Source organism: Klebsiella sp. RHBSTW-00484 (assembly GCF_013705725.1).
GTDB lineage: Bacteria > Pseudomonadota > Gammaproteobacteria > Enterobacterales > Enterobacteriaceae > Klebsiella.
Genome location: NZ_CP055481.1, coordinates 382601 through 407805 on the forward strand (window position 1 = coordinate 382601; position 25205 = coordinate 407805).

A 25205-nucleotide genomic window follows, 5' to 3' on the forward strand; every position below is an offset into this window, starting at 1 on the left:
TCAGTCACCCAGGTATTGAATGGTGATGTGGTATTTAAACACGTGCTGTTCGATGCTGATGGGCTCGCGCTTGCCTTTGCGGTTCAGGTAGGTGATTTCGGTGACCAGCTTGCCGCGGGCGTTGCGCAGCTCGCGCTTGTCGCCGATATCGGTGAGCGTCCAGCCCTTCGGCAGCTGTGGCTGCCAGGCACTAATCGGCCAGTGGCTGAGCATCACGTCGGCGAGCACCTGGCTGGCGGGCGGCAGCTGCGGCACCACGATTGATTGTTCGGCATGCAGCCCTTTTTCATCGTAAGTGACAAGGAACAGGCGGATACCGACAGAGGAGAGGCCTGCCAGGGTGAGTTTTTTATCATCAGCATTAAGCATCACCAGCAGCGACTGGGTTTTGCCGTTAAAACTGCCGGTGAGGAGCTGCTGGGAACTGACCGCCGGAGAGATCCCCGGCGCGGGTAGCGTCACGCGTGCGCCCGGCTCCAGCCACGCCTGTGGTCGGCCTTTTTGTTCGGGCTGCGAGTGGCTGCAACCGGCCAGCATCAGCGTGGCGACCAGCGCAGCGGCGCGCCAGAATGTCTGATTAATCATCTTCTTTTTTTCTCTTTTTTCCCTGGCATCGCCAGCGGTGACAGCAGGAAGGCGGTGAAAATGCCGCTTACCAGCACAATGCCAAAGCTACTGATCGCCTGAGTGGCGCTAAAGACCAGCATCCCCAGCGTTAGCAGGGTGGTTAGCATGGCCAGCGTAATCGCTAACAATGAGGTTAACGGCGTGCCGCGCGGATTGCTGAAAAACAGCGTGTAGTTAATGCCGATGCCGAGTACCAGCACCAGCGCCAGCAGCGAGAACAGATTGACTGCATGGCCGCTCAGCGCCAGCACCGCCAGACCGCAGCCCAGCGATAATACCGATGGCACGAGACTGATTAGCCCTTTGCGCCAGCCAAGCCGCACCACCGCGCCGCAGGCAATCACTGCCAGCGCAACCAATAGCAGGCCGGTCAGAATATGGCGATACAGCGCGAACAGTTCGTCAAAGCTGCTTTTACGATCCACCCAGGCTATCCCCCCAGGAAACAGCTTGCTCAGCATGCCCACTGCTGCGCTGTCTTTCACTCCTTCAACCGGGACCAGCACGCCGCTTTCGCCGTCGGCCAGCGTCAGCCACAGTAGCCGCCAGCCTTCGCTGGCCGGGCTGGCAAGCCAGTCATCGACCGTCACCGGCATGGCGTTAAGATCGGGATTTATCGCTGACATTCCGGCGTTTTGTAATGCTTTAGCTACCGCAGGCGCGGCATCTTTCAGTAACGTTAAATCTTGCTGCTGGCGGGCGGGCGAGTTCAGCGGAATGGTGCGATACCCGCTGAGTAATCCATCGGTTTTCGCCTGTTCCAGTACTAAGGTAAACCTCTCCAGCCGCTCCAGCGTTTGCTGCGCGGATTTGCCGTACACCACAAACCACTTCTGATCGACGCTCTGCCCGGTCAGCGCGGTAATCGCTTTTTCCTGTGCCAAAATATCCTGCGGCAGCGCCTGAAGCTGCGAGATATCATCGTCCACGCGCAGCGTTGCTATTCCCGCCAGTGAGAAGAGAGCCAGCGCCACCGGCAGGCCGACGGAAAGCTTTTTATTGCGTCGCCAGGCCGCAAGCCAGCGTAGCATCAGTACCATCGCCGGAACCGGGCGCACCGGCAGCCCACGACACAGCCACGGATGCCAGAAAATCACCGTCAGGCAGGAAGCGCTCAGGCCTACCGCCGCGAATACCGCCATCTGGCGAATGCCGGGGAAGGGGGCGAGCATCATAATCAGATACGCCGCCACGGTGGTCAGCAGCGCCAGCAGCAGGGCATTGCGCACTTTGCTGAGGCTTTGCCACGGGGAGGTTTCTGCGCCGTGCACCATCCGCTCGGTCAGATAGTAGAGCGTGTAGTCGGCGGAGATCCCGATGATGCTCATGCTCATCACCAGCGTCATCAGGTGCAGCTCGCCAAAAATCAGCAACGTGACGACGGTGCCCGCCAGCGCGCCAATGCCGATCGAAATCAGGCACAGCAGCAGCGGGCGCAGGGAACGGAACACCGCCACAATCAGCAAAATCACCCCAAACAGGGTGGCAACGCCGAGGGTCGAAACATCTCGCTTCGCCTGCTGGCTGGCGTAATCGCTGTAGAACATGGTCCCACGAGACAACAGCTGCGCCTGCGGATATTGCGCCTTGAGCTCACCTTCCAGCGTATTGAGCGTGGTGACTAGCTGGTGCGTCTGCTGCATATCAAACGACGAACCGGCCAGCTCGCCATGCAGCAGGTACCAGTAGTTGCCCTGTTCATCCTGGGCCACCAGCCAGCCGTCCATCAGCCGCAGGCGCTGGCCGTTTTTGGCCATTGCCAACTGCGAGCCGCGCATCAGCATCAGCGGGTCGTTTTGCAGCTCTTTACCGCTTACGCCAGAGAAGGCCGAGTAGAGTTGGGAAAGAATCCACTGCGCCTGCGCCTCGCCGCCGTTTTGCAGGCGTGCGCGGGTGTCGCTATCGATCAGGCCGTTGCGGTGCTGCCAGAAGAAGGCGCCCCATGCCTGCTGGCTGTCGGCGTCCATCGGGCCTTTGACCTCAGCCAGCGCCTGCGATTTCTGTAATAGCGACAACCAGCTGCGGGCAACCTGCGGGTCGGCTTTTTTCCCGGGGCTTACCAGCCAGACCAGTTGCCGGTCAAGGCGCTGCATAAAGCCGTCGTTGAGGCTCGGCGGGATCTCGCCGAGCGCCTGTTTTGGCAGCATCGCCAGGACGCTGCTGTTAAGCCGTGCCTGAGGCAACAGCGTCAGCAACATGCCCAGCAGGATCAGGCAGGCGATTCCCCAGAACAGCGCGGGACGTTTACTGGGCGGCAAAGCGTTGGCGTTCGTCATCGGTCAGCTGTGCGGGCGTCAGTTGGTGTTGGGAAAGGGCGATATCGGTGCGATCGCCCTGCTTATCGTTCAGTTGAATACTTTCCAGATAGGTTTTTCCGGCTAAATCGATGGTTGCGAAAATCTTATCCAGCGGCGTGGTGATCGGCGTCAGGCGCAGCGTCCAGCGGCCTTCGCCTTTGTCAGCAAACTCTACGCGAAAGTTCTCTTCCAGCACTTTACGATCCGCCTGGAACAGCGCGCGCAGCAGATGGTTGAACTGGAACATTTGTGGGTTGTTCTCGGCGGTGATGGTTTGCGGCGGCTGGCCGTTGATCACCTGTACCATCCGTTTGTCATCGAGCAGCAACTGCATCGGGAACGGGGTGGTTTGATCCCAAAGTAAACCCTGTTCGCGAGCGATCAGCATTTTGCCCTGGGATCGCAGCGGCTGCGGCAGATCCTTGATGGTGCGGGTTTGATCGAAGTGAGCGCGAACCACCGGCTGTTCGGTAAAGCGCTGTTGTAGATCATCAAGCGTCAGGGCGCTGACGAAAGGACTGATGAGCAGCGCCAGCAGTGGTAAGTATCTCATGGCGTGACCCCCATACGTTCGAACAGGATAGCCGGGCTGATGAAGCACAGTTCGCGGCTTTTTTCTTCTACCGCCACCTGGATGGTGTAGCCGGTAGTCGCGCGTTTGCCGGTTTCGGCATCGAAAATTTCGTAACCAATGCGCAGACGGTTTTCGAACTCCTCAAGGCGGGCGCGTACGCGAATGCGCTGCTCAAAGGTCAGGGGGTTGCGATACTTGACGCGGGTATCGACCACCGGCCACAGATAGCCCGATTCTTTCATCTGCCGATAGCCATAATCGAACTGATTCAGCAGCGCCTCGCGGGCAATTTCGAAATAGCGGAAATAGTTGCCATGCCACGCCACGCCCATCATATCGACGTCGTGGAACGGAATGTTCAGCTCGACTTCAGCCGTAAAGCGGGGATCGTTAAGCACCCTTACTCCTTGTTTTTGGTATCCGGCAACTGCCAGAAATCGAAAAAGTTAAACCAGTCGAGCGGCGACTGTAGCGCGTAGTGTTCTAGACGTTCGGCGTAGCGATCGATGGCTTGCTGTAATGCGTTTTGCCGGTCGGTGCGCGGCAACAGTAGCGGGTCGGCGAAAGGCTCGCAGTGAATACGCAGTTTCCCCCGTTGGCGCAGGGCGAAAATCAGATCCACCGGGCAGCGCAAAATCGAGGCGAGAATAAAAGGTCCCTGCGGGAAGGGGGCAGCTTGCCCCATAAAGCGACTCCAGCAGACGCGCCATTCGCCGCCGCGTTGCGGATTGACTGCAATACGATCGCCGACGATGGCAATCCACTCGCCGCGATCCAGCTTCTCTTTAAGCAGGATCGCAGTATCCGGGCCGATATCGGTTACCGGCAGCAGATTCAGCCCGGCCTGCGGGGCCATCTCTTGCATAATTTGCTTAAAGCGCTGGGCATTGTCGCTGAACACCAGCGCGTTGATGGTTTTACTACCCTGTAATTGTGCCAGCGCCCGACAGGCTTCGACATCGCCGAGGTGTGAGGCCAGCAGCAGCTTGCCGCGCGGTGAGCTAACGTTGAGCGTCTCTTCTGCGCCTGGGGTAAACATCACGTCGCGGCCTAACCGCAGTTCGCCGCGCCAGCTGGCAATTTTATCGAGCATCGCATCGCCAAAACGCAGGAAGTGCTGATAGCTGGTGAGCGATGGCGGCAGCGGCATCTGGCGTGCAGTTAGCTGTTCGCGCACGCGGGCAATCCAGCTTTGCGAGGCTTTGCGGGCGGAGGTTGCCGTGAGCCAGTAAACGCCAACCACTGGGTAGAGCAGCAGGGAGAATGCTTTGCGCCCGAGTAATCGCCACACGAGCAGCATCAGGCGCATCCCCCATAAACCTTTCACTTCCTGCTGGCGCGCCCAGTGTGGCGATGTGCGGCGAAATAGCAGCGACGGGATGCGCGGCAACATGCCAAAAAACAGGCGCGTGTGCATCCGTGAAATGCGCAGGTTGTCTCTGAGGGCATCGAAATGCGATAGCCCGTCCAGCGGATAGGTGACGCGGGTGGGGACAAAATAGCTGGTGTTGCCTTGCCAGTAGAGGCGCACCATCACTTCAGTATCAAAATCCATTCGCTTGCCGAGCGTCACGCGCTGCGCCAGCTGTAGCGTCGGTGCTACCGGATAAACCCGAAAGCCGCACATGCTGTCTTTGAGCTGGAGCGAGAGCGTTTCAATCCACACCCAGACGTGGGTCACCCAGCGTCCGTACAGGCGCGAGCGGGGTATGGAATCGTCATAAATCGGCTGCCCGGAAATCAGCGCTGTTGGGTGAAGCTCCGCCAGCGCAAGCAGTTCAGGAATATCTTCAATGGCGTGCTGGCCGTCGGCATCAACCTGCACCGCATGGCTGAATCCGGCCTCTGCCGCCGCCTGCATGCCGCAGATCGTCGCCGCGCCTTTGCCCGAGTTAATCGGCAGGCGAATTAAGGTCAGATTTTTATCTTCTGCCGCCAGGCGGGCCAGTTCATCCCGCGTGGCATCGTCGCTGCCGTCGTCCACTACAATGCAGGGCAGACCAAACGGCTGAAGCCGTGCCAGCACGCTTGCCATCATTGCGCCGTGGTTGTAGCAGGGGATCAGTACGCAGGGCTGGAAGGCTATCGGCATAACCGGATTTTCCCGCTGCTAGTGGTGTGGCGCGCGTCGCCATCATGGCGCTGATAGCTAAAGCTCAGCATCTGGCGCTCTTCTTGCCAGTTCAGGGTCAGCGTGACGGTGGTTTCCGGCAGCAGCGGGGCCTGAAATTTCACGTTCTGAATGCTGTGAAAACGCCAGCCGGGGGCGAGCAGCGTGGTGGCGTAGTGCATTACCCAGTCCATCTGCGCGACGCCGGGCAGCAGCGGCTGCACGGCAAAATGTCCACGAAACCAGAACAGAGCAGGGTCGAGATGCAAAACGATCTCTACCTGTTGAGGTTGTGCCTGATGGCGCTCAATTTCATGGGGTTTCATGAAATAACTCCTGTAATTGCGCATAGACACGCTTGTTCATACTGTTAACCGGGATTTCGTCAACCACCCGCCAGTAACGAGGAATAGCAACCGGCTCAAGCAACGCGCGCAGCGCTTTACGCCACGCTAACTCCTGGCTTTTACTCCAGCGTTCGCGGGCGTTGTCGTCCAGCACCAGCAATGCGCCAACGCCCTGACGACTGCCGCGAGTCACTGGCAATACCGCCGCTTCAAGGATGCCGTCCAGCGCCAGCAGGCGCTGCTCCACTTCGCCAAGTGAAATACGTTTCTCTTCAATTTTAACTATCCGGCCCCGACGCCCCGTCAGGCGAAACTGACCGCTTTCTTCAAAATGCAGGGTATCGTCGAGTAACAGGCCGTTATCATCAGCAATCAGCGGAGAAAACACGCGAAATGCGTCATTTTCAGCATGAAACCTGACGCCGGGAAAGGGCAACCATGCCGCGTCGTCTTGCTGGCGATGGCGCCAGGCGATAACGCCGGTTTCGGTGCTGCCATAAATTTCGTCCGGCCAGACTTGCAGCCAGTCGGCGGCCTGTGCGGCATCTTGCCAGGGCAGCATGCCGCCTGCGGACAAAATCAGTTCGACCGGTGGAGGCGTCAGCTGGTTGTCGAGGCGTTTGAGAAACGCCGGACTGCTGATAAACGCATAGCGATGTTCATGGCTTAGGGCGGCTAGCTGTTCGGCGTACCAGGTCATGGCGGCATGCAGCGGCAAACCCAGCGTCATCGGCAGGAAGATACGAAACGTCAGACCGTACAAATGCTGAGGGACCACCGACGCAACCACCCGACAGCCTGCCAGACGATCGGCAAAGCGCGAGGCGAGTAGCGCCGCTTCGCGGTCAAGGCGACTAATGGGCTTGATGACCCTCTTCGGCTGGCCGGTAGAGCCTGAAGTAAAGAGTTCAACGAAGGCGTCCTCGCGGATCGCTGGTAAAGAGATTTCGTGCGTTGCGGTTGCCATGCCAGAGCTGACAATCAGCTGCGCTCCCTGCCAGTCCAGCGACTTATCGCTCAATACGCCGTCAAACAGCGCGCGCTGCTCGTTTAATAACGACACGCGGCAGTGACCGGGGATCACCGGCGTTTTGCCCGCATGCAGCGTCGCCAGCAGCGCCACGATAAACAGATAGCTGTTCTCAAAGCATAGCGCCCAGCGTTCAGCTTCCTGCTGATGCAGGTGCGTTATCAACTGGTCAACATCATGGCGTAGATGGCTGAGTGTCCAGGTACAGTCTTCCTGCCATGCAATGGGCATCTCGGCTGGACGTTGGGCGCTGAGCCACTCTGAGAGTGGGAGGGGCTGCTTCATTGGGTATCTCGTTTAATCACCCGGCGGCGGACTAACCATTCGCCCGCCATCAGCGTTCCCATCAACAGATAGGAGAGCATCCCGTTCCAGGCCGTCCACAGGGGCATATCACCGTGTAGCGCGGTAAACAGCGCAATGCCGCCGTTGATGATGAAAAAGGCGCACCAGATTTGCGTCACGCGGCGGGTATAGCGCACGCCAGTATCCGCAAGAGCGGGCTCGCGCAGTCGCGCCAGACGTTCGACGATGGGCATGGATGACCATAACGAACCGCCAAACACCGCCAGCATGACGGCGTTGACCACCACCGGGTAGAACAGCAGCAACTGGTGCGTTTTAAGCAGATAGCTGGCAATGCAAAGCGTCATGCCCGCAATCGCTACCACTTGGGTGACAATGCGCAACGGTCCCGCCTGTCGCCGGGTCTGGCGAAAGCGTAAAAAAAGCAGCAGCGCCATCAGAGGCAGCAGCCAGTGCAGGCTGTTATGCGCCAGCCCAAACCAAATCAAAAATGGCCAGGCCAGAAGCAGTAAGCCCGTCAACAGTGGGACCACCGGTAGCGAGCGAACGCCTGACATGACGAATCAGGCTTCTTTGAGCAGGCGTTCTACCGCGTCGACAACATCCTGCACGGTACGCACGGCTTTGAACTCTTCCGGCTTGATTTTCTTACCGGTTTTCTTTTGCAGATGCACGATCATGTCGACAGCATCAATGCTGTCCAGCTCCAGATCGTCGTACAGGCGCGCCTCGGGATTAATATCCTGCGGGTCGATTTCAAACAGCTTAACCAACAGCGTGGAGACTTCTTCGTAAATGGCTTTTTGATCGGTCATAACGGACTCTCCTCAGGCACGTTGCGCGTGAATGAAAGATGCCAGCGTGGCGACGGAAAAGAAGTGCTGACGCATCTCTTCGCTCTCAGCCGACAGCACCACGCCATACTGGTTTTTCACTGCCAGACCGAGCTCCAGAGCATCGATTGAGTCCAGACCCAGACCATCGCCAAACAGCGCTGCTTCAGTGTCGATATCGTCAGCGGACAGCTCGTCCAGGTTCAATGTGTTGATAATCAAATTTTTAATTTCAAGATAGAGCGCTTGCATCATTAATTCCTGTGCCAGGCGTAGTACCTGATTGTAATTGAAGCAAAAGATGCCGGTTTAACTGCCTTGCCGCCAGTGCCGGTTCTTGTACATTTGCGTCGTAAAATTGGTCGATTTGCACCCGCTCGCCAACCGTAATGGTAAAACGCGGTTTGGTTTGCGGTGCGTCATGCCACTTGCTCTGTTTGCCCAGCATGTGCTCGCTGCAGCGGATAACCACCACGCGTAAATCGCTGCTACAGCGCACGGCGATATTAGCCGCGCCGCGTTGTAGCGTCATTTTTTCGCCGGGAAGCGTGCGCGTTCCCTCGGGAAAAATCAAAATAGTATCGCCTTGCTGTAAACGCTGACGACTGGCGGGCAGCAGGGCATCGGCTTGATCGTTAACCAGATAATCCGCGGCACGAATGACGCCGCTGAGGAAGGGGTTTTTCAGCAGCGCGCTTTTCACCAGGCAGTCGGTTTGGGGCATGACGGACGCCAGCATGACGTAATCGATAAGGCTAGGGTGGTTGGCGACGACCAGGCAACCGTGCTCCTGGCGTAAAATATCGCCCCCTTCAATGCGGTAATCGAGTACGCCGACGGATTTTACTACGGTTAAAAAGAGTCGGAAACTTGCCGAAATGCTGCGCCGCGCGAGGCGGCGGCGGCGGGCCTTGTTGCGGACCGTCACCAGCAGCAGGTTGAACCAGACAAGAGAGAGTAGCAGCCCACCAATCCCGAACAGCGCGAAACAAAGGCCGGTCATCGCCGCTCGCCAGAGACGGTTTAGCTGTGACAAGACGCCGTTCATGCGCGGCTCCATAGCCACTGAACGCGCTCGCCGGGGAGCGTAAAGGCGTCGGCGTGTTGTAAATAGTGGCGTAAAAACAGCAGGCTTTGCGGCAGGGCGGTCTCTTCGCTGGGCACGCTTTGGCGCTGAGTTTGACACTGCCATTCGCTGCCTGCTTCAATCACCCATGCCGTCGCATAGGGCCAGGTTGGCATATCAGATGGCAGCTGTGGGTGATAAAACTCGGGCAGGAAGCCATCGAAATCGACCATTAATATGCGCTGATAGCCCGCGTGTAGCAGGCCCATCACTTCATATAAGCCCTGCTGGAAGGTGTCTCGTCCGGCAGAAAGCGACGATGAGACTATCGGTTTTTTTGCGGCAATCGTCAGGTTACCCACGGCGGAGTTATGCACCGATAAGGCGAAATCGGTTGGCGAGAGCGCCTGCTCTGTTGCCAGCGCGTGGAGGATTCGGTAATTGCGCTCCAGCTCACCGTGGCGACTGGTGTACAGCACCGCGTCGATATGATGACGGCGCAGCATCGCCAGTCCGCATTCTACGGCCAGCTTGCTGCCGGAACTGAGTCTACGGGCGGTCATCATCGGCAGCTCGCTAAGCTTTACCGGGGAGGCCGCTGGATCGATGGCGTGCAAATGCCGTGACCACTGAAGCCACTGTTCGCTGCCATTGACCCCAGGTGCCATGGCTTGCCAGTCAACTATGTTTAATGAAAATGTCATCCACTCGCGTCCGCGATCGATCAATGATTCTGCTGGCGTTAATTTGAACGCCAAAACAGCGCTTAGCGCTGCTTTATTATTTTATTTTCTGGCATATCAATAAGGTATGCCCGACGCCTAAATTATCGTGGCGTTGTTCTATCTCGAATCCTGCCATTTCAAGATAGCGGTAAAACTTCTCTACGCTGTAGAAACGGCTATTCCCGTTGGCCATACAGGTAAAATAGAGCGAAGACGCATTCAGGCTAAATGAGGCCGCTTCAAATTTCTGCGCGTCCCAGAACAGTTCCAGAATGCATAACCTTGCGCCTGGCTTCATCACGCGCGCCACATTACTGAGCATGGTGACAATTTGTTCTGGCGAAAAGCAGTCAAGAAATTGGCTCATCCACCAGATATCAGCCTCTCCCGGCAGGCGCTCGTCGCTCAGCATATCCACGGCATGAAAATCAATGCGATGAGACAGACCCGCATTTTCTATATTTTCGCGAGCCAGCGCAATTTGTTGTGGCAAGTCTAATAACGTTACCGCGATATTTTCATCATACTGGCAGCAGCGCAGCGCCCATTTTCCGGTATTTCCGCCTACATCGTACAGGGTTGCAGGCTGACTGGCGAATACATACGGCAGCGCGGCGTTGAAAGCGCCGTCAGAATAGTAATGATCGAATGCGAACCAGCTTTTACGCGCCGCCTGTGGGAGCTGCGATAATGCGGGATAAATGGTTGGCCAGTCGCCAAAAACTTTTAACCCAGAAGGCTTTCCTTCCTGCAACGCATTTTCTAAAAAGAACAATCCCTGATAGCAAACGTCCTGAGTAAAATCCATATTTACTCGGGTCATTGCATCATGAAGTAAGAAATGTCCTACTTTAGCGAGATAATATTGTCCCTCTTTATGGGTAAGGATGCGTCCGCTTAATCCCATATCCAGCAATACGCTGACGGCATATTCATTGACGTCGCAATCCGTGCAAATAGCTTCAAGCGTTGCGCCGAGTTTTCCTTGCTTATCGAGATAATCCAGGATGCCTGAATTGCGTAGGCATAATGCGGTTTGAAAGAGCATGGGGGCAAAAGCAATACGTTGCGCTTCGGTAATGGCATCCAGTGCGCTGAGAGAGTCCTTTTTGTACACGTTCGGCACAACCTTTTACAGTGTCAGTAGAGGGAGCGGGCCATTACTGGCCCGCATGTACTTCAGGGACAGGATTACAGGGCCGAATCTGCGGCCAGGTTAATCTGAATGTCTTTATCGAGGTTGTGTACCCAGCGGTTATAGTTTCTATGGATTTTTCCGCCGGAAGCCATCAGGTTGAGGCTGCTATCGTAATTGATGGAATAGCGGGTGGCAGAGTAGGTGATTTTTATTTCGGCAACATGGTCACGTGATTGCTGACGGGCTTTGATGACCCCAGGACCTGCGTCTGACATAATCCATTCGCGTTGTGCGCCCGCTTTGATAATTGCTTTTTTGACCTGGGCTTCGGTATGGCCTGCGCTTACCGTGGTCTGGATTTGCTCAATAGGCGCCGTGCGTGCGCAGCCAGCCAGAGCACCGATAACCGCAATCGCGGCAGCCCAGCGAATAACCTTTTTCATGAATACTCCCTATCAATTTATTGGTCGAAGAAATAATTTATACACCGTTTGAGTATATCGATACCTGGATACAATAAGGCCATCTGTATTATTTTATTTGATTAATGCATTTGTTTGTTTTTAAAGAGTATATCAGCCAGATGTTCTGGTGTTATTAGATTTCTGCGGTACATTAAAACCAGTTGAAAATATAAATGCAAGAAAAAAAGTATAAGTAAATTAACGCGTTCTATCAATGGATAGAATCTGTTGGGGATGATTTACTGCTTTTTCTGTAGGTATCCATTATTAATGAGTAGCAGGCGAATTATTAAGTTTTTTGGTGTTTTAATGAGAAGGGCCTCTATGGATGCTTTTTAGGTTACCGCATTTCAATACAAAATACGGTAACCCGTTATTGCTGTAAAAAGACTAACCTGGTAGCCGGCTTTTGGGGCGCCCTGGCCCAAGCAATATGGCTAATTTGCTGCCGCCTTTAGTGGTCTCCATCCATATTTTGCATACGCTGGTTAACGGCACCGAAAGCAGCATACCCACCGGGCCAAGTAGCCATCCCCAAACCAGTAATGAGAGGAAAACCACCAGCGTAGACATCCCAAGACGGTGCCCCATCATGCGCGGTTCCAGAATATTGCCGATGATCATATGAACAACTAAAAAGAGTGCGCCAACCAGCAGGCATTCATAAAAACCGTTAAACAGCAGCGCCTGAATCATTGGCGGAACGGCGGAAATCACCGAACCAATATTGGGCACATAGTTCAACAGAAAAGCCAGGACTCCCCACATCAGCGCAAACTGAATTCCCATTAACAGCAGCCCTAACCAGACGATAACCCCGGTCCACAGACTGAGCAGCGTTTTCAGCGCCAGATAATGTGAGACCCCTTTCAACGCCCGATGGAGACCGGCGATATGAATTTGCGGATTATTAAGCGCAAAGCGCAGCTTGTAGGGGACATGGCGCACTTCAAAGAGCATGAAGACGACGGTCATAACCAGCAGGATGACGCTGGCCATAGCGCCCGACAGCCCGGTCATTAGCGCCGTCGTCAGGGTGACCAGCTTATCGGAATCGATGCGCTGTAGCATACGCTCCGGGGACATATGGGTATGCCAAAATGGCAGCATCTCCTGCAGATGCAGAACTTTTGCCGTCAGCTCCTTATTGTACTTCGGCAGCATCGCGACGAATTCGTTAACCGAAGCTGCAAGCACGCCAATAAGCGCAGTGAGAACAATCAGCATCACCACAACCACGATGGTAATGGCTACCGGGCGACGTATGCCGCGGCGGATAAACCAGGTCACCAGGGGATTGAGGACAATGGCGAAGAAAAGCGCCAACAATAGCTGTACGATGATATCTGCAGCCGCATGAATACCCGCGAGGATAATGACCAGTGATGCCAGCTTAAGCAGGATATGCATGCCCGTTTTATCGGGCTGGGGGGTTGTCATTAACGGTTCCTTTCTTATGATTTTCATTAAGAGCCCACCCCATTAGGGCTATTTTACTTGCCATTTTGAACCTGGGCAGTGCTCAGACAAAACTCACAGAGTTTTGAACGCCCTTCAGGGCGGCCCGAAGGGGGAGCGTAGCGAATAATCCTCACGTACTACGTGTACGCTCCGGTTCTTGCGCGCTGTCCGTGTTCAAACTGTCTGCGCCAATAACGCCTACTGGGATAGGCTCTAAGTGTAGCGGTTGGTTTGCTGCCGATATTCCTAATCTGGCTGCTGATTTAAAGCGTGCAGCATGGTAAAAATGAAACACTGTTGTAAAAAACTGGTGGAACCCATGCCTGAAGCCGCTGCCGAACCGGCACTCAATGGACTGCGTCTCAATCTGCGGATTGTCTCGGTGGTTATCTTTAACTTTGCCAGCTACATGACGATTGGGCTGCCGCTGGCGGTGTTGCCGGGTTATGTTCATGACGTGATGGGGTTTAGCGCGTTCTGGGCGGGTCTGGTTATTAGCCTCCAGTATTTCGCCACGCTGCTGAGCCGCCCTCATGCCGGGCGCTACGCCGACCTGCTTGGGCCGAAAAAAATCGTCGTCTTTGGCCTGTGCGGCTGCTTTCTTAGCGGGCTGTGCTATCTGCTGGCGGCGTTTAGTGGCGGCTGGCCGATGGTGAGTTTGCTCCTGCTGTGCCTTGGGCGCGTTATCCTTGGTATCGGACAAAGCTTTGCAGGCACAGGTTCGACGCTATGGGGCGTCGGTGTTGTCGGTTCGCTGCATATCGGCAGAGTGATTTCGTGGAACGGTATCGTGACCTACGGCGCAATGGCGATGGGCGCACCGCTCGGCGTGCTTTGTTATTCCCTAATCGGCCTGCACGGTCTGGCGTTCACCATTATGGCGGTGGCGCTGGTGGCGGTACTGTGCGCACTGCCGCGTGCAGCGGTGAAAGCGGGCAAGGGCAAAGCGATGTCGTTTCGCGCGGTACTGGGACGGGTCTGGCTCTACGGGATGGCGCTGGCCCTGGCTTCGGCGGGTTTTGGCGTTATTGCCACCTTTATCACCCTGTTTTATGACGCCAAAGATTGGGATGGCGCGGCCTTCGCGTTAACGCTGTTTAGTTGTGCGTTTGTCGGCACCCGCCTGCTTTTCCCTAACGGGATTAATCGTCTTGGCGGGCTGAACGTGGCGATGATCTGTTTTACGGTTGAGATTATTGGTCTGCTGCTGGTGGGGCTGGCGGAGACGACGCTGATGGCGAAAATCGGCACTTTCCTTGCCGGGGCGGGCTTCTCGCTGGTATTCCCGGCGCTTGGCGTGGTGGCGGTGAAGGCCGTGCCGCAGCAGAATCAGGGATCGGCGCTGGCAACCTATACGGTGTTTATGGACCTCTCATTGGGGATTACCGGGCCGCTTGCCGGATTGTTGATGGCGTGGGCGGGGATTTCTTCGATTTATCTGGCGGCGGCGGGACTGGTTGCGGTGGCGTTGCTGCTGGGGTGGCGGTTAAAAAAACGGCCCCCGGTTGGTGAACCGGAGGCCGCAGCGTCAGGCCAGTAGCTACTGGATGACGAGGGTATTGATGATGTTTTCTGCTTCGGTCTGCGCCTGCTGCTGGTTATCCGCCGGTAGCGTAACCTGCAGGGTTAGCAGTTTGTCGTCAACTTTGCCGAGGAGCACGGAAGACCATGCGGTCTGGCCCTTCGCGGAGATAATGCTGTCGAGTTGCTGCAGCGTATGACCCTTAATCTCAACGGATTTATTGGTGACGACCTGCAACTGCGGATCGCGACTGCGCTGCTGCTCTTCCAGACGCTGCGCCATCACGGCCAAATCTTCATTGGTGCTGTCGCCAACAATCACAATCACCGCTTTCTGGCCGGTGGCATCAGAGTAGACGTGCATATTGTTGGCCTGGGTGCCCAGCTTGCCGCTCTGGTCGGTCATACCTGCCGGCAGAGAGAAGCTCAGTTTGCCATCCAGCAGACTAATAGGTTGTCCGCTGGCGTTACTTTCCGCAGCAGCCCCGGCAGTCGGCGTTTTTGTGTCACTGTTATCACAGGCCGCAAGCCCCATAACCAGCAGGCCAATACCGACATATTTAACCAAATTGCGCATTGACATCTTCCTTTCGATAAACGGCCATTAACGGCTCATCCGCGTATCTTATCACATCACTCTGTGAGTACTCTTAACCTGGCTGCAATGCCGATAAATCGGATTTATCTGCCAGCTTTTTCATTAGCATATTCAACAGCATGCCGTACATCGGCAGGAAGAAAACGATGCTAATCAGCACTTTGAAGCAATAATCGACGATGGCGATTTCTCCCCAGTGCGCCGCCATAAACGGGTCCGGGCTGCGCCAGAAGGCGATAAAGAAGAAGGCCAGGGTATCGCTGACGTTACCGAAGAGGGTCGATGCGGTCGGCGCCAGCCACCAGCGACGGTTTTGACGCAGGCGGTTAAAGACGTGGACATCGAGGATTTGCCCCAGCGCGTAGGCCATAAAGCTGGCGGCGGCGATACGAGCGACAAACAGGTTAAAGCTGGTTAAGGCGGCAAAACCCTGCCATTCACCCATATAGAACAGCGCAGAAACCCCGTAGGAGATCACCAGCGCCGGGATCATGACCGCGAGGATAATGCGTCGCGCCAGCGGAGCGCCGAAAATCCGCACCGTAAGATCGGTGGCAAGGAAAATAAACGGAAAGCTGAACGCGCCCCAGGTGGTATGAAAACCAAAGATGGAGATCGGTAGCTGCACCAGATAGTTACTGGAAGTGATGACCAGCAGATGGAAAAGCGATAGCCAGATCAGCGCTTTTTTACGCTGAATAGAAGTAAACGGACTCATATTGTGACCTTTTTAGTGGTTGGGGTGAGGGAACCCAATAAAAACGGCTGCATGATACTGCGTTGGGTGCGTAATGCAATGGTTGTTTTTCGCGCAAACGTTAACCTGGCTTGCGTACTGATGAACTGGGGGTAAACTAGGGGCGTTTTGTTGATATGAGATGAAAATGAGCGAACTTTTCTCCAGCCCTGACCATACTCTTGATGCGCAGGGGCTTCGTTGCCCGGAACCGGTGATGATGGTGCGTAAGACCGTGCGTACGATGCCGGTGGGCGAGACGCTGCTGATTGTTGCCGACGATCCGGCAACCACCCGCGATATCCCCGGTTTTTGCCGCTTTATGGAACACGAGCTGCTGGCGCAGGAAACCGAGGCGCTGCCGTACCGTTATCTGATTCGTAAAAGCCACTGATCTGCTTCAGGTTTCCCCGGAGGCGGTGCTGCGCACCTGTCCGGGCTACAAAAACCAGCCTGTAGCCCGGGCAAGGCGCGTCAAGCGCCGCCCCCGGGACTTTCAGCTTACTTCTTACGTAATAGCCGCAACGCGTTGGCGGTGACCAGCACCGTCGCTCCGGTATCCGCTAGCACCGCCAGCCACAGGCCGGTCAGGCCGAGCAGGGTGGTGACTAGGAAGATCCCCTTCAGACCCAGCGCGATGGCGATGTTCTGCCGAATATTGGCGTGGGTGGCGCGGGCCAGCGAAATCATCTGCGCCAGCCCGGTTAAGCGGTTATGGGTTAACGCTGCGTCAGCGGTCTCCAGGGCGACGTCGGTGCCGCTACCCATAGCGATACCTATAGTCGCGGCTTTCATTGCCGGGGCATCGTTGATACCGTCGCCGACCATGGCCAGCGGCGCGTCCGCGTTGAGCGCCATGACCGCCTGCACTTTATCCGCAGGCAGCAGCCCGGCGCGAAATTCCAGCCCCAGCTCGCTGGCGATAGCCGCCGCCGCGCGCGGATTATCACCGGTAAGGATCACCCCCTGAACGCCCAGTTGATGTAGCTCATCGACCGCCTGGCGAGCATCGTCGCGCAATGTATCGCGCAGCGCCAGAATCCCCAGCAGTACCTCATCGCGCATCACCAGCACCACCGTTTGCCCGGCGCTTTCCAGTTGCTGAATACGTTCCTCATACTGCGGGTCGCTATTTTTGCTGGCGGCGCAAATTAGCACCCGACGGCCTTCTACTTCCGCCTCAATGCCGGAACCAGCCAGCGCGCGCTGGGCGTGGGCTAGCGGAATGGCGAGCTGGCGCTGTGCTGCCTCTCGGACCACGGCCTGGGCCAGCGGGTGGCTGGAGCCTTGCTCCACGGCGGCGGCCAGCGCCAGCAGATCGTTTTCAACGATTTCGGCGGTTGCGATAATGGCGGTGACCCGTGGCTGGCCGATGGTCAGGGTACCGGTTTTATCAAACGCGACCTGGCGCACGCGTCCTAACTGCTCCAGCGCCGCGCCGCCCTTAATCAACGCGCCGCGACGTGCCGCTACCGCCAGCCCGGAGGTAATCGCTGCCGGGGTGGAAATCACCAGCGCGCACGGGCAGCCAATCAGCAGCAGCGTTAAGCCTTTGTAGATCCACGGCATCCATTCACTCGCAAACAGCAGCGGTGGCATGATGGCGACCAGCAGAGCGACGACCATAATCGCCGGGGTATAGATGCGGCTAAAGCGATCGATAAAACGCTCAATTGGCGCCCGGCGCTCTTCCGCTTCTTCAATCAGCTTCAGGATGCGATCGATAGCGCTGTCGCCCGGCTCTGAGATAACCGTTAACTGGACCAGACGATCGACGCTGGTTGCGCCTGCCGCCACCCGTTCACCCGCATTACGTTCTACCGGTACGGATTCACCGGTCAAAGCGCTCTCATCAAAGCTGGCGAAAGGAGACAACAGCTGACCATCAGCAGGCAGGCGGCCCCCGGCGGCGACTTCAATCACGTCGCCGGGACGCAGGTCGCGCTGGGCAACCGTTTCGCGCACGCCGTCGCGAATGCGAATTGCGGTGTCGGGTTTCAGCGCCATCAATGCGCTAACCCCCTGACGCGCGCGGCTGGCGGCCCAGCCCTCAAGACGTTCGCCAATTAAGAACAGCAGCAGCACCATCGCTGCTTCGGCGGTCGCACCGATAAAGAGTGCGCCGATAGCTGCAACGCTCATCAGGGTTTCAATGGCGAACCAGCTTCCGCTTTTAATCAGGCGAAGCGCCTGACGGGCGACGGGCCACAGGCCGACGAGTGTGGTGGCGATGAACGCCAGTTCGCCAAAGGGATGGTTGAACTGCTCCAGCCCCCAGCTTAGCGCCATCATCACGACCAACGTGATAAGCGCCAGATTCTCGCGCAGCCACGAGGTTTTTTCCTCTTGCTGTGGCGCGTTTTCATCACGCAGTTTGTAGCCTGCGGCGCGCACTGCGCTTTCGACCTGCGGGCGAATATCGGCATCAGCGCTGACCAGCAGTTTTTCAGTCGCGAACAGTACCTGAACCTGACTGACGCCTGGCACCTGGCGAACCGCAGTTTCCACCTTGCGGGCGCAGGCCGCGCAATCCATTCCCTCGACCATCCAGCTATAGCGCGCGTTATTCAGCGCTTCATTTTCGACGACGGTTTCGGCGGTACAAGCGTGGTCCGTGCAGCAGCTTTCAGGCGGCTGGGCAGCGGGCGCGAATTTTAATGAAGAGAATTGTGGGACTTTTTTATCCTGCGATTCTGGAGTCGACATAGGACCCTCCGGGTAATGATAATTTTCTCATTACCCGAATGATACACTCTGGAGTCGACTCCAGAGTCAAGCGCTTAATTACAAATAAAGTGCGCGGACGATCAGGAAGTGCCCGGCGAAGTAAAACGCGGAGGAGATGGCGTTATCGGCACGGAAACGACGGCGATAATGGCTGATAAGCCAGACGGCGTTGCCCAGCAGCAGGAATGCTGCGCCAACGAAGCCCGACAGCGCGGTATCCGTTGGGCGGGCGAACCACAACTCACCGGCCAGCCAGACCATGACCAGCGTCATGCCGATAAAGGTAAACACCGGCATCCGCATCTCTTCCAGTCGGGTCCAGATAATCGCCAGCAGCAGAGCGCCGAGGATCAGCAAGATTAGCGGCAGCGGCCAGAAGAACGACAGCGTTAGCTGACTGGCAAACCAAATGGTGTAGAGCAGATGCGAGAGAAAGAACGCTCCCACGGCGTACATCACCCGCTGGCGAGGCAGCAACGTGAGCGCGTCGCCAACCAGCGAGGCGCAAAGACCGGCCAGCACCAGATAGCTGATGGCGTTGAACATTGGCGCTTGCCAGGCCAGTAACAGCAGCAGGATCAGCGTGACGGGCTTAAACACCCAACGCTGCCAGGCGGGCCCACGATAAGATGCATCGACGTAAAGCCATGCGGAGAAACAGACAGCAATAAATGACCAAAGCATAGTAAGTCCCTGTATCTGTTATCATTAAGTAAGTGAGTGTACTGACAGTTCTGAATCTCAGTGTAGTGGTTTGCTGAGGAAGATGACAATGTAATACTCTTATTCCTGATAATTCCTGGGGGCAAGGTGAATGAGTAAAGTTCCGCTTTTTTTTATGGTTGCCGTTGCCGTCATTGTGGTCGCCGCATCGTATCGTTATGTGCAGCAGCGTCGGGAAAAGATGGAGAACGAAGCCGCGCCGCTGTTACAAAAGCGGGTGGTGGTGAGCAACAAGCGGGAGAAGGTGCTTAACGATCGTCGCTCACGCCAGCAGACGGTGACGCCTGCCGGCAGCGAGATGCGTTATGAGGCCAGCTTCAGGCCGGAAGCTGGCGGGCTGGAAGTGGTTTTTCGTTTGCAGGCACCGCAGTATCATGCGCTGAGCGTCGGCGATAAAGGCACGCTGAGCTACAAGGGCTCGCAGTTTATGGCGTTTACGCCGGACCCCTGAGCCATATTTGATGACTACTTCTTCTTCAGGGTCGCCTTGAGCTTCTTTTGCCAGGCAACCAGTTCGAACACGCCGAAGACGAAAATCCGAACCTGCTCGAAGCGCCCCAGCGGCGGCATCTCTTTCGTCTGCGTCGCCTTCAGCAACGTCAACTGCAGACCGTGCATCAGGATCATAAAGATCAGCGCCACGTTAACGAAGATATTCAGCGGCTTTGGGAACGGTTGAAACAGATTCAGCAATAAAAACGCCCACACGCACAGCATCAGCAAGCGGCCAAAATTAATCAGCATGGTTTTCTCCCTGGACCTCATGTTGGTAAAGGCGGTAGGCGACCTGTCCGGCCACTTTCTCTCGGTACAGATGCCAGCTTGCAGGCACCGGCGGTAAGCCGTTTTCGACTTCACTCTCAATGTAGATTAGTGCTTCATCGTTAAGCCAGCCGTTGCTTTCCAGCAATTTCAGCGTCTCTTCGAGTAGCCCTTTACGGAAAGGGGGATCGACAAACACGATATCGTGCGGCGTACCTGTCTGAGAAAGAAACGCTAAGGTATTGGTATTGACGACTTTACCGTTGCTGGCCTTCAGCGTGGCCAGATTCTTTTGCAACTGTTGGGCGACGCCGCGCTCCATTTCCAGCAGCGTGGCGTTCGCCGCGTAGCGGGATAGAGCTTCAAGGCCCAGTGCACCGCTACCGGCGAAGCAGTCGAGGCATTTTGCGTCGACGATGGTGGGTGATAGCCAGTTAAAAAGCGTTTCGCGAACCCGGTCGGTTGTCGGGCGCAGACCCGGGCTCTCCGGCACCGGTAATTTGCGGCCTCGCCATTGCCCGCCGATAATGCGGATCTGGCCGCTGCCTGCGTGGTTTGGTTTCTTCATTTTTTTGCTCAAGTCTCAACTTCCGGGCTGCTATTCTAACGATCGATAGCGGTTGACGAAACCTTAATCCGGGGGCGGTGATGCGAGTTAAGTTAAGTGGTAGACTATCCGACTAATTTCATCATTTTTTCAGCTTCCGCGACAGATATGCCGAAGCTGTGCCATGAATAAACAGCGAGGAGTGTAGTCGCAAATGGCGAAAGACAAGAAACGTGGCTTCTTTTCCTGGCTGGGCTTTGGACAAAAAGAGCAGGCGCAGGGAACAGAAACAGAACAAAAAGTAGAAGCTCAGCAAGAGGTTGAAGAGCAATCTCCGGCGGCTGAATCGCCAGTGGAAGCGGTTGTTGCGCCTGAAACGATTGAAGCGCCTACTGCGGAAAAAGAAGATGCGGAAGCCTTCGCTGCCGATATCGTTGAGGTAACCGAGCAGGTTGTGGAGAACGAGCAGCCGCAGTCGGTCGTTGAAGCCCCGGTTGCTGAAGAAAATATCGTCCCACCGGTCGCTTATCAACCTGAAGTTGTGGTTGAGGAGATTGTGGAACAGCCGGTGCCTGAAGAAGCCGTTGCCGAGCCACTGATTGAAGAAGTCATCGCCGAGCCGGTTGTTGCTGAAGCGGTGGCTGAAAATATACCGGAAGAGGTGATTGCCGAACCGGAAGTTGTGGTCGTTGAAGCGCTGACGGTTGAAGAACCGATAGAAGACGACGCGGAGCCGGAAATTTCTGACGAAGAGCTGGAAGCGCAGGCCCTGGCAGCAGCGGATGCGGCAGAAAATGCCATTGAAGTGGTGCCGGATGAAACCGTCGTCACGCAGCTTGAGCAAGAAAAACCGACCAAAGAAGGCTTCTTCGCTCGCCTCAAACGTAGCCTGGTAAAAACCAAACAGAACCTCGGTTCCGGATTTATCAGCTTGTTCCGCGGCAAGAAAATCGACGATGATCTGTTTGAAGAGCTGGAAGAGCAACTGCTGATTGCCGATGTTGGCGTGGAGACCACCCGTAAGATCATCGCTAATCTTACCGAAGGCGCCAGCCGTAAACAGCTTCGCGACGCGGAAGCGCTATACGGCCTGCTGAAAGAAGAGATGGGCGATATTCTTGCTAAAGTGGACGAGCCGCTAAACGTTGAAGGCAAAACGCCATTTGTTATTCTGATGGTCGGCGTCAATGGTGTCGGTAAAACCACCACCATCGGCAAGCTGGCGCGTCAGTTCGAGCAGCAGGGTAAATCGGTGATGCTTGCGGCAGGGGATACCTTTCGTGCGGCAGCCGTTGAACAGCTCCAGGTTTGGGGTCAGCGTAACAATATTCCAGTGATTGCACAGCACACCGGTGCGGACTCAGCATCGGTGATTTTCGATGCCATCCAGGCGGCGAAGGCGCGTAATGTTGATGTCCTGATTGCCGATACCGCAGGCCGCCTGCAGAATAAATCGCACCTGATGGAAGAACTGAAGAAGATTGTCCGCGTCATGAAAAAACTGGATGTCGATGCGCCGCATGAAGTCATGCTGACGATTGACGCCAGCACCGGGCAGAACGCGATTAGCCAGGCCAAACTGTTCCATGAAGCGGTTGGACTGACCGGTATCACCTTGACTAAGCTGGATGGTACCGCCAAAGGCGGGGTTATCTTCTCGGTTGCTGACCAGTTCAGTATTCCAATTCGCTATATCGGTGTTGGCGAACGTATTGAAGATCTGCGTCCGTTTAATGCGGGCGACTTTATTGAGGCACTTTTTGCCCGAGAGGATTAAGAATGATTCGCTTTGAACAAGTCAGCAAAGCCTATCTCGGTGGGAGACAAGCGCTGCAGGGGGTCAATTTCCACCTGCAGTCAGGCGAGATGGCGTTTCTGACCGGCCATTCCGGCGCGGGGAAAAGTACCCTGCTGAAGCTTATCTGCGGTATTGAACGGCCCAGCGCCGGGAAAATCTTATTTGGCGGCCACGATATTAGCCGTCTCAAAAGCCGTGAGGTGCCGTTTTTGCGCCGCCAAATCGGTATGATTTTCCAGGATCACCACCTGCTGATGGATCGCACCGTATTTGATAACGTGGCGATTCCGCTGATCATTGCGGGTGCCAGCGGAGATGATATTCGTCGTCGCGTATCGGCGGCGCTGGATAAAGTGGGTCTGCTGGACAAAGCGAAAAACCTTCCCATTCAGCTTTCGGGTGGTGAGCAGCAGCGTGTGGGGATTGCCCGCGCGGTGGTGAACAAGCCTGCGGTGCTGTTGGCGGATGAACCGACGGGTAACCTCGACGAAGCGCTGTCGGAAGGGATTTTACGTCTGTTTGAAGAGTTTAACCGCGTTGGGGTGACGGTTCTGATGGCAACGCATGCCCTGGGGCTTATCTCCAGCCGTCCGTACCGCGTCCTGTCCCTCAGCGACGGGCATATGCATGGAGGCCGCATCGGTGAATAAACGCGAAGCAATGAACCACATTCGCCGGTTCGGTAATCGATTCGATCGTTTTCGCAACACGACGGGCGCAGGCGGTAGCGGCGGGCGCAATTCGTCAAAACGGCCAAAAGCGGCACCGAATCCGGCTTCCCGTAAGAGTAACGTGTTTAATGAACAGGTGCGCTACGCCTGGAACGGCGCGCTTCAGGATCTGAAAAGCACGCCGCTGGCGACTTTCCTGACGGTAATGGTGATCGCCATTTCACTGACGCTACCGAGCGTGTGCTACATGGTGTACAAAAACGTCAGCACCGCCGCGACGCAGTATTATCCGACGCCGCAAATCACCGTCTATCTGGAAAAAACGCTGGATGACGATGCCGCAGCAAGGGTTGTTGGCCAGCTACAGGCCGAGCAGGGCGTGGAAAAGGTAAACTACTTGTCGCGCGATGAAGCCCTTGGCGAGTTCCGTAACTGGTCGGGTTTTGGCGGCGCGCTGGATATGCTGGAAGAAAACCCGCTGCCGGCGGTCGCGATTGTGGTGCCGAAGATTGATTTCCAGAGCGTTGAGGCGCTGAACACGCTGCGCGACCGCGTGAGTCATGTTCAGGGCGTTGATGAAGTGCGTATGGATGACAGCTGGTTTGCGCGGCTCTCGTCGTTGACCGGGCTGGTTGGGCGCGTTTCGGCGATGATCGGCGTGCTGATGATTGCGGCGGTATTCCTGGTTATCGGCAACAGCGTGCGTTTAAGCATCTTTGCCCGTCGCGATACCATCAATGTGCAGAAACTTATTGGCGCGACCGATGGCTTTATTCTGCGTCCATTCCTGTACGGCGGCGCGCTGTTAGGTTTCTCCGGCGCATTTTTGTCGCTGATTCTGTCAGAAATTATGGTGATGCGGTTGTCGTCGGCGGTCACCGAAGTGGCGAAAGTGTTCGGTACTCAGTTCGAGCTCAGTGGTTTAGGTTTCGATGAATGCCTGTTGATGCTGCTGGTTTGTTCGATGATTGGCTGGGTTGCGGCCTGGCTGGCAACCGTTCAACATTTACGTCACTTTACTCCCGAGTAATAAAAATCTGGTATAATCTTTCCCTGCACTGAATGTCTCTCTGCAGGGAAAGAGTCCCTGTCGGCTCTTCCCTTTAGTTCATCTCCATGTCACATTTTGTGCGTAATCTATACACATCATTGCATGGAACTTGTGGATAAAATCACTGTCTGATACTAATGTGAGTGATATTCTCGTTGCTCATCAATGCTGGCATGTTTGTTGCTCCGTTGTGAGGACAGAATGATGTCAGAAGATATCGATTGAGAGGATTTGAATGACCAAAGATATGCAAACTTTAGCCTTAGCCCCCGTTGGTAACCTGGAATCGTACATCCGGGCTGCGAACACTTGGCCGATGTTATCGGCTGATGAAGAGCGGGAGCTTGCTGAAAAGCTGCATTACCAGGGCGATCTGGAAGCAGCGAAAAAGCTGATCCTGTCTCACCTGCGCTTTGTTGTTCATATTGCTCGTAATTACTCGGGCTATGGCCTGCCGCAGGCGGATTTGATTCAGGAAGGTAATATCGGCCTGATGAAAGCCGTGCGCCGTTTTAACCCAGAAGTGGGCGTGCGCCTGGTTTCCTTCGCCGTGCACTGGATCAAAGCGGAAATTCACGAATACGTGCTGCGTAACTGGCGTATCGTGAAGGTCGCGACCACTAAAGCGCAGCGTAAGCTGTTCTTTAACCTGCGTAAAACTAAGCAGCGTCTGGGCTGGTTCAACCAGGATGAAGTGGAAATGGTTGCCCGTGAGCTGGGCGTGTCGAGCAAAGACGTGCGTGAGATGGAGTCACGTATGGCAGCGCAGGACATGACCTTCGATATGACGTCGGATGATGAGTCCGATAGCCAGCCGATGGCACCGGTGCTCTATCTGCAGGATAAAACGTCTAACTTTGCCGACGGCATTGAAGACGATAACTGGGAAGAGCAGGCGGCGAATAAGCTGACCGACGCGATGCAGGGCCTCGACGAGCGTAGCCAGGATATTATCCGCGCCCGCTGGCTGGACGAAGATAACAAGTCCACGCTGCAGGAACTGGCAGATCGTTACGGCGTTTCGGCTGAACGTGTACGTCAGCTTGAAAAGAACGCAATGAAAAAACTGCGCGCTGCTATCGAAGCCTAATCT

The 25205-nt window shown here is 55.8% G+C and carries 28 protein-coding genes; 7 read left to right on the forward strand and 21 right to left on the reverse strand.

Translation table 11 applies throughout. The features are described 5' to 3' along the window. The 15 genes from HV213_RS01725 to HV213_RS01795 all read right to left on the reverse strand — a co-directional run bounded on the left by HV213_RS01725 (position 1) and on the right by HV213_RS01795 (position 12957). Complete coding sequence (locus HV213_RS01725) at positions 1-585, reverse strand: DUF3261 domain-containing protein (protein WP_181484582.1); 585 nt, start codon at positions 583-585, stop codon at positions 1-3. Then, positions 582-2903 carry an MMPL family transporter gene (locus HV213_RS01730; RefSeq protein ID WP_181484583.1) on the reverse strand — a complete coding sequence of 774 codons (2322 nt, stop codon included), beginning with the start codon at positions 2901-2903 and terminating at the stop codon, positions 582-584. The genes HV213_RS01725 and HV213_RS01730 overlap by 4 nt, the downstream gene beginning before the upstream one ends. Beyond that, positions 2872-3477 (reverse strand): LolA family protein, encoded by a 606-nt coding sequence (locus tag HV213_RS01735; RefSeq protein WP_181484584.1) that lies wholly within the window; start codon positions 3475-3477, stop codon positions 2872-2874. The genes HV213_RS01730 and HV213_RS01735 overlap by 32 nt, the downstream gene beginning before the upstream one ends. Beyond that, complete coding sequence (locus tag HV213_RS01740) at positions 3474-3896, reverse strand: acyl-CoA thioesterase (RefSeq protein WP_181484585.1); 423 nt, start codon at positions 3894-3896, stop codon at positions 3474-3476. The genes HV213_RS01735 and HV213_RS01740 overlap by 4 nt, the downstream gene beginning before the upstream one ends. A 2-nt stretch (positions 3897-3898) precedes the next feature. Beyond that, the gene (locus HV213_RS01745; RefSeq protein ID WP_181484586.1) at positions 3899-5590 is read right to left on the reverse strand and encodes a glycosyltransferase family 2 protein; all 1692 of its coding nucleotides are present in this window, start codon (positions 5588-5590) and stop codon (positions 3899-3901) included. Further along, complete coding sequence (locus tag HV213_RS01750; protein WP_181484587.1) at positions 5581-5934, reverse strand: ApeI family dehydratase; 354 nt, start codon at positions 5932-5934, stop codon at positions 5581-5583. Before HV213_RS01750 ends, HV213_RS01745 begins: the two co-directional genes overlap by 10 nt. Then, on the reverse strand, positions 5921-7270 hold the full coding sequence (locus tag HV213_RS01755) for an AMP-binding protein (protein ID WP_181484588.1): 1350 nt from the start codon (positions 7268-7270) through the stop codon (positions 5921-5923). Before HV213_RS01755 ends, HV213_RS01750 begins: the two co-directional genes overlap by 14 nt. After that, the gene (locus tag HV213_RS01760) at positions 7267-7848 is read right to left on the reverse strand and encodes a COG4648 family protein (RefSeq protein WP_181484589.1); all 582 of its coding nucleotides are present in this window, start codon (positions 7846-7848) and stop codon (positions 7267-7269) included. Before HV213_RS01760 ends, HV213_RS01755 begins: the two co-directional genes overlap by 4 nt. A gap of 6 nt (positions 7849-7854) precedes the next feature. Continuing rightward, positions 7855-8106 carry an acyl carrier protein gene (locus HV213_RS01765; protein ID WP_181484590.1) on the reverse strand — a complete coding sequence of 84 codons (252 nt, stop codon included), beginning with the start codon at positions 8104-8106 and terminating at the stop codon, positions 7855-7857. A gap of 12 nt (positions 8107-8118) precedes the next feature. After that, positions 8119-8376 carry a phosphopantetheine-binding protein gene (locus tag HV213_RS01770; protein WP_024131035.1) on the reverse strand — a complete coding sequence of 86 codons (258 nt, stop codon included), beginning with the start codon at positions 8374-8376 and terminating at the stop codon, positions 8119-8121. Then, entirely contained in the window at positions 8357-9172 is an 816-nt protein-coding gene (locus HV213_RS01775; RefSeq protein ID WP_181484591.1) for a lysophospholipid acyltransferase family protein, read from the reverse strand. The genes HV213_RS01770 and HV213_RS01775 overlap by 20 nt, the downstream gene beginning before the upstream one ends. After that, positions 9169-9894, reverse strand: coding sequence for a beta-ketoacyl synthase chain length factor (locus HV213_RS01780; protein ID WP_181484592.1), 726 nt, complete (start codon positions 9892-9894; stop codon positions 9169-9171). Before HV213_RS01780 ends, HV213_RS01775 begins: the two co-directional genes overlap by 4 nt. Before the next feature lie 76 nt (positions 9895-9970). Then, positions 9971-11032: a class I SAM-dependent methyltransferase gene (locus tag HV213_RS01785; protein WP_181484593.1), complete on the reverse strand. Its 1062-nt coding sequence runs from the start codon at positions 11030-11032 to the stop codon at positions 9971-9973. Positions 11033-11106: 74 nt separating this feature from the next. Then, the gene (locus HV213_RS01790) at positions 11107-11496 is read right to left on the reverse strand and encodes an LptM family lipoprotein (protein ID WP_181484594.1); all 390 of its coding nucleotides are present in this window, start codon (positions 11494-11496) and stop codon (positions 11107-11109) included. A gap of 411 nt (positions 11497-11907) precedes the next feature. Beyond that, positions 11908-12957, reverse strand: a complete 1050-nt coding sequence (locus tag HV213_RS01795; RefSeq protein ID WP_181484595.1) for an AI-2E family transporter — start codon at positions 12955-12957, stop codon at positions 11908-11910. 340 nt (positions 12958-13297) lie between these two features. On the opposite strand from HV213_RS01795, the gene HV213_RS01800 reads away from it, so the two are divergent. Further along, entirely contained in the window at positions 13298-14518 is a 1221-nt protein-coding gene (locus HV213_RS01800; RefSeq protein ID WP_181484596.1) for an MFS transporter, read from the forward strand. Here the strand turns inward: HV213_RS01800 and HV213_RS01805 are convergent, their stop codons facing one another. Continuing rightward, a complete protein-coding gene (locus HV213_RS01805) occupies positions 14519-15076 on the reverse strand; it encodes a DcrB family lipoprotein (RefSeq protein WP_110274889.1) in 558 nt (185 codons plus the stop codon). A gap of 73 nt (positions 15077-15149) precedes the next feature. After that, positions 15150-15815, reverse strand: a complete 666-nt coding sequence (locus tag HV213_RS01810) for a 7-cyano-7-deazaguanine/7-aminomethyl-7-deazaguanine transporter (protein ID WP_181484597.1) — start codon at positions 15813-15815, stop codon at positions 15150-15152. A gap of 166 nt (positions 15816-15981) precedes the next feature. On the opposite strand from HV213_RS01810, the gene tusA reads away from it, so the two are divergent. Beyond that, entirely contained in the window at positions 15982-16227 is a 246-nt protein-coding gene (gene tusA / locus HV213_RS01815) for a sulfurtransferase TusA (protein ID WP_004106582.1), read from the forward strand. 107 nt (positions 16228-16334) lie between these two features. Here the strand turns inward: tusA and zntA are convergent, their stop codons facing one another. Both zntA and HV213_RS01825 read right to left on the reverse strand, forming a co-directional pair. Next, positions 16335-18539, reverse strand: coding sequence for a Zn(II)/Cd(II)/Pb(II) translocating P-type ATPase ZntA (gene zntA / locus HV213_RS01820; RefSeq protein ID WP_181484598.1), 2205 nt, complete (start codon positions 18537-18539; stop codon positions 16335-16337). Between the two features lie 78 nt (positions 18540-18617). Beyond that, the gene (locus HV213_RS01825; protein ID WP_181484599.1) at positions 18618-19244 is read right to left on the reverse strand and encodes a lysoplasmalogenase; all 627 of its coding nucleotides are present in this window, start codon (positions 19242-19244) and stop codon (positions 18618-18620) included. Between the two features lie 130 nt (positions 19245-19374). On the opposite strand from HV213_RS01825, the gene HV213_RS01830 reads away from it, so the two are divergent. Further along, positions 19375-19734, forward strand: a complete 360-nt coding sequence (locus tag HV213_RS01830; RefSeq protein WP_181484600.1) for a DUF2500 domain-containing protein — start codon at positions 19375-19377, stop codon at positions 19732-19734. A 14-nt stretch (positions 19735-19748) separates the two neighbouring features. On the opposite strand, the gene HV213_RS01835 is transcribed toward HV213_RS01830, so the two are convergent. Together HV213_RS01835 and rsmD are read right to left on the reverse strand one after the other, a co-directional pair. Then, positions 19749-20027: a DUF1145 family protein gene (locus HV213_RS01835; protein WP_110274894.1), complete on the reverse strand. Its 279-nt coding sequence runs from the start codon at positions 20025-20027 to the stop codon at positions 19749-19751. After that, positions 20017-20613 carry a 16S rRNA (guanine(966)-N(2))-methyltransferase gene (rsmD, locus tag HV213_RS01840; protein WP_181484601.1) on the reverse strand — a complete coding sequence of 199 codons (597 nt, stop codon included), beginning with the start codon at positions 20611-20613 and terminating at the stop codon, positions 20017-20019. The genes HV213_RS01835 and rsmD overlap by 11 nt, the downstream gene beginning before the upstream one ends. Positions 20614-20806: 193 nt before the next feature. Between rsmD and ftsY the strand changes: the two genes are divergently transcribed. From ftsY to rpoH, 4 genes are all read left to right on the forward strand, one after another. Beyond that, positions 20807-22369, forward strand: a complete 1563-nt coding sequence (gene ftsY, locus HV213_RS01845) for a signal recognition particle-docking protein FtsY (RefSeq protein WP_181484602.1) — start codon at positions 20807-20809, stop codon at positions 22367-22369. Positions 22370-22371: 2 nt separating this feature from the next. Then, a complete protein-coding gene (gene ftsE, locus HV213_RS01850) occupies positions 22372-23040 on the forward strand; it encodes a cell division ATP-binding protein FtsE (RefSeq protein WP_142513353.1) in 669 nt (222 codons plus the stop codon). After that, the gene (ftsX, locus tag HV213_RS01855; protein WP_112214873.1) at positions 23033-24091 is read left to right on the forward strand and encodes a permease-like cell division protein FtsX; all 1059 of its coding nucleotides are present in this window, start codon (positions 23033-23035) and stop codon (positions 24089-24091) included. Before ftsE ends, ftsX begins: the two co-directional genes overlap by 8 nt. Positions 24092-24347: 256 nt before the next feature. Continuing rightward, positions 24348-25202, forward strand: coding sequence for an RNA polymerase sigma factor RpoH (gene rpoH, locus HV213_RS01860; protein ID WP_181484603.1), 855 nt, complete (start codon positions 24348-24350; stop codon positions 25200-25202). Positions 25203-25205 lie beyond the last annotated feature (3 nt).

Excerpts from the sequence above, each read along its gene's own strand:
- HV213_RS01725 (WP_181484582.1), bottom strand. The coding sequence starts at position 585 with ATGATTAATCAGACATTCTGGCGCGCCGCTGCGCTGGTCGCCACGCTG.
- HV213_RS01730 (WP_181484583.1), bottom strand. The coding sequence starts at position 2,903 with ATGACGAACGCCAACGCTTTGCCGCCCAGTAAACGTCCCGCGCTGTTC.
- HV213_RS01735 (WP_181484584.1), bottom strand. The coding sequence starts at position 3,477 with ATGAGATACTTACCACTGCTGGCGCTGCTCATCAGTCCTTTCGTCAGC.
- HV213_RS01745 (WP_181484586.1), bottom strand. The coding sequence starts at position 5,590 with ATGCCGATAGCCTTCCAGCCCTGCGTACTGATCCCCTGCTACAACCAC.
- HV213_RS01750 (WP_181484587.1), bottom strand. The coding sequence starts at position 5,934 with ATGAAACCCCATGAAATTGAGCGCCATCAGGCACAACCTCAACAGGTA.
- HV213_RS01755 (WP_181484588.1), bottom strand. The coding sequence starts at position 7,270 with ATGAAGCAGCCCCTCCCACTCTCAGAGTGGCTCAGCGCCCAACGTCCA.
- HV213_RS01760 (WP_181484589.1), bottom strand. The coding sequence starts at position 7,848 with ATGTCAGGCGTTCGCTCGCTACCGGTGGTCCCACTGTTGACGGGCTTA.
- HV213_RS01765 (WP_181484590.1), bottom strand. The coding sequence starts at position 8,106 with ATGACCGATCAAAAAGCCATTTACGAAGAAGTCTCCACGCTGTTGGTT.
- HV213_RS01770 (WP_024131035.1), bottom strand. The coding sequence starts at position 8,376 with ATGCAAGCGCTCTATCTTGAAATTAAAAATTTGATTATCAACACATTG.
- HV213_RS01775 (WP_181484591.1), bottom strand. The coding sequence starts at position 9,172 with ATGAACGGCGTCTTGTCACAGCTAAACCGTCTCTGGCGAGCGGCGATG.
- HV213_RS01780 (WP_181484592.1), bottom strand. The coding sequence starts at position 9,894 with ATGACATTTTCATTAAACATAGTTGACTGGCAAGCCATGGCACCTGGG.
- HV213_RS01790 (WP_181484594.1), bottom strand. The coding sequence starts at position 11,496 with ATGAAAAAGGTTATTCGCTGGGCTGCCGCGATTGCGGTTATCGGTGCT.
- HV213_RS01795 (WP_181484595.1), bottom strand. The coding sequence starts at position 12,957 with ATGACAACCCCCCAGCCCGATAAAACGGGCATGCATATCCTGCTTAAG.
- HV213_RS01800 (WP_181484596.1), top strand. The coding sequence starts at position 13,298 with ATGCCTGAAGCCGCTGCCGAACCGGCACTCAATGGACTGCGTCTCAAT.
- HV213_RS01805 (WP_110274889.1), bottom strand. The coding sequence starts at position 15,076 with ATGCGCAATTTGGTTAAATATGTCGGTATTGGCCTGCTGGTTATGGGG.
- HV213_RS01810 (WP_181484597.1), bottom strand. The coding sequence starts at position 15,815 with ATGAGTCCGTTTACTTCTATTCAGCGTAAAAAAGCGCTGATCTGGCTA.
- tusA (WP_004106582.1), top strand. The coding sequence starts at position 15,982 with ATGAGCGAACTTTTCTCCAGCCCTGACCATACTCTTGATGCGCAGGGG.
- zntA (WP_181484598.1), bottom strand. The coding sequence starts at position 18,539 with ATGTCGACTCCAGAATCGCAGGATAAAAAAGTCCCACAATTCTCTTCA.
- HV213_RS01825 (WP_181484599.1), bottom strand. The coding sequence starts at position 19,244 with ATGCTTTGGTCATTTATTGCTGTCTGTTTCTCCGCATGGCTTTACGTC.
- HV213_RS01830 (WP_181484600.1), top strand. The coding sequence starts at position 19,375 with ATGAGTAAAGTTCCGCTTTTTTTTATGGTTGCCGTTGCCGTCATTGTG.
- HV213_RS01835 (WP_110274894.1), bottom strand. The coding sequence starts at position 20,027 with ATGCTGATTAATTTTGGCCGCTTGCTGATGCTGTGCGTGTGGGCGTTT.
- rsmD (WP_181484601.1), bottom strand. The coding sequence starts at position 20,613 with ATGAAGAAACCAAACCACGCAGGCAGCGGCCAGATCCGCATTATCGGC.
- ftsY (WP_181484602.1), top strand. The coding sequence starts at position 20,807 with ATGGCGAAAGACAAGAAACGTGGCTTCTTTTCCTGGCTGGGCTTTGGA.
- ftsE (WP_142513353.1), top strand. The coding sequence starts at position 22,372 with ATGATTCGCTTTGAACAAGTCAGCAAAGCCTATCTCGGTGGGAGACAA.
- rpoH (WP_181484603.1), top strand. The coding sequence starts at position 24,348 with ATGACCAAAGATATGCAAACTTTAGCCTTAGCCCCCGTTGGTAACCTG.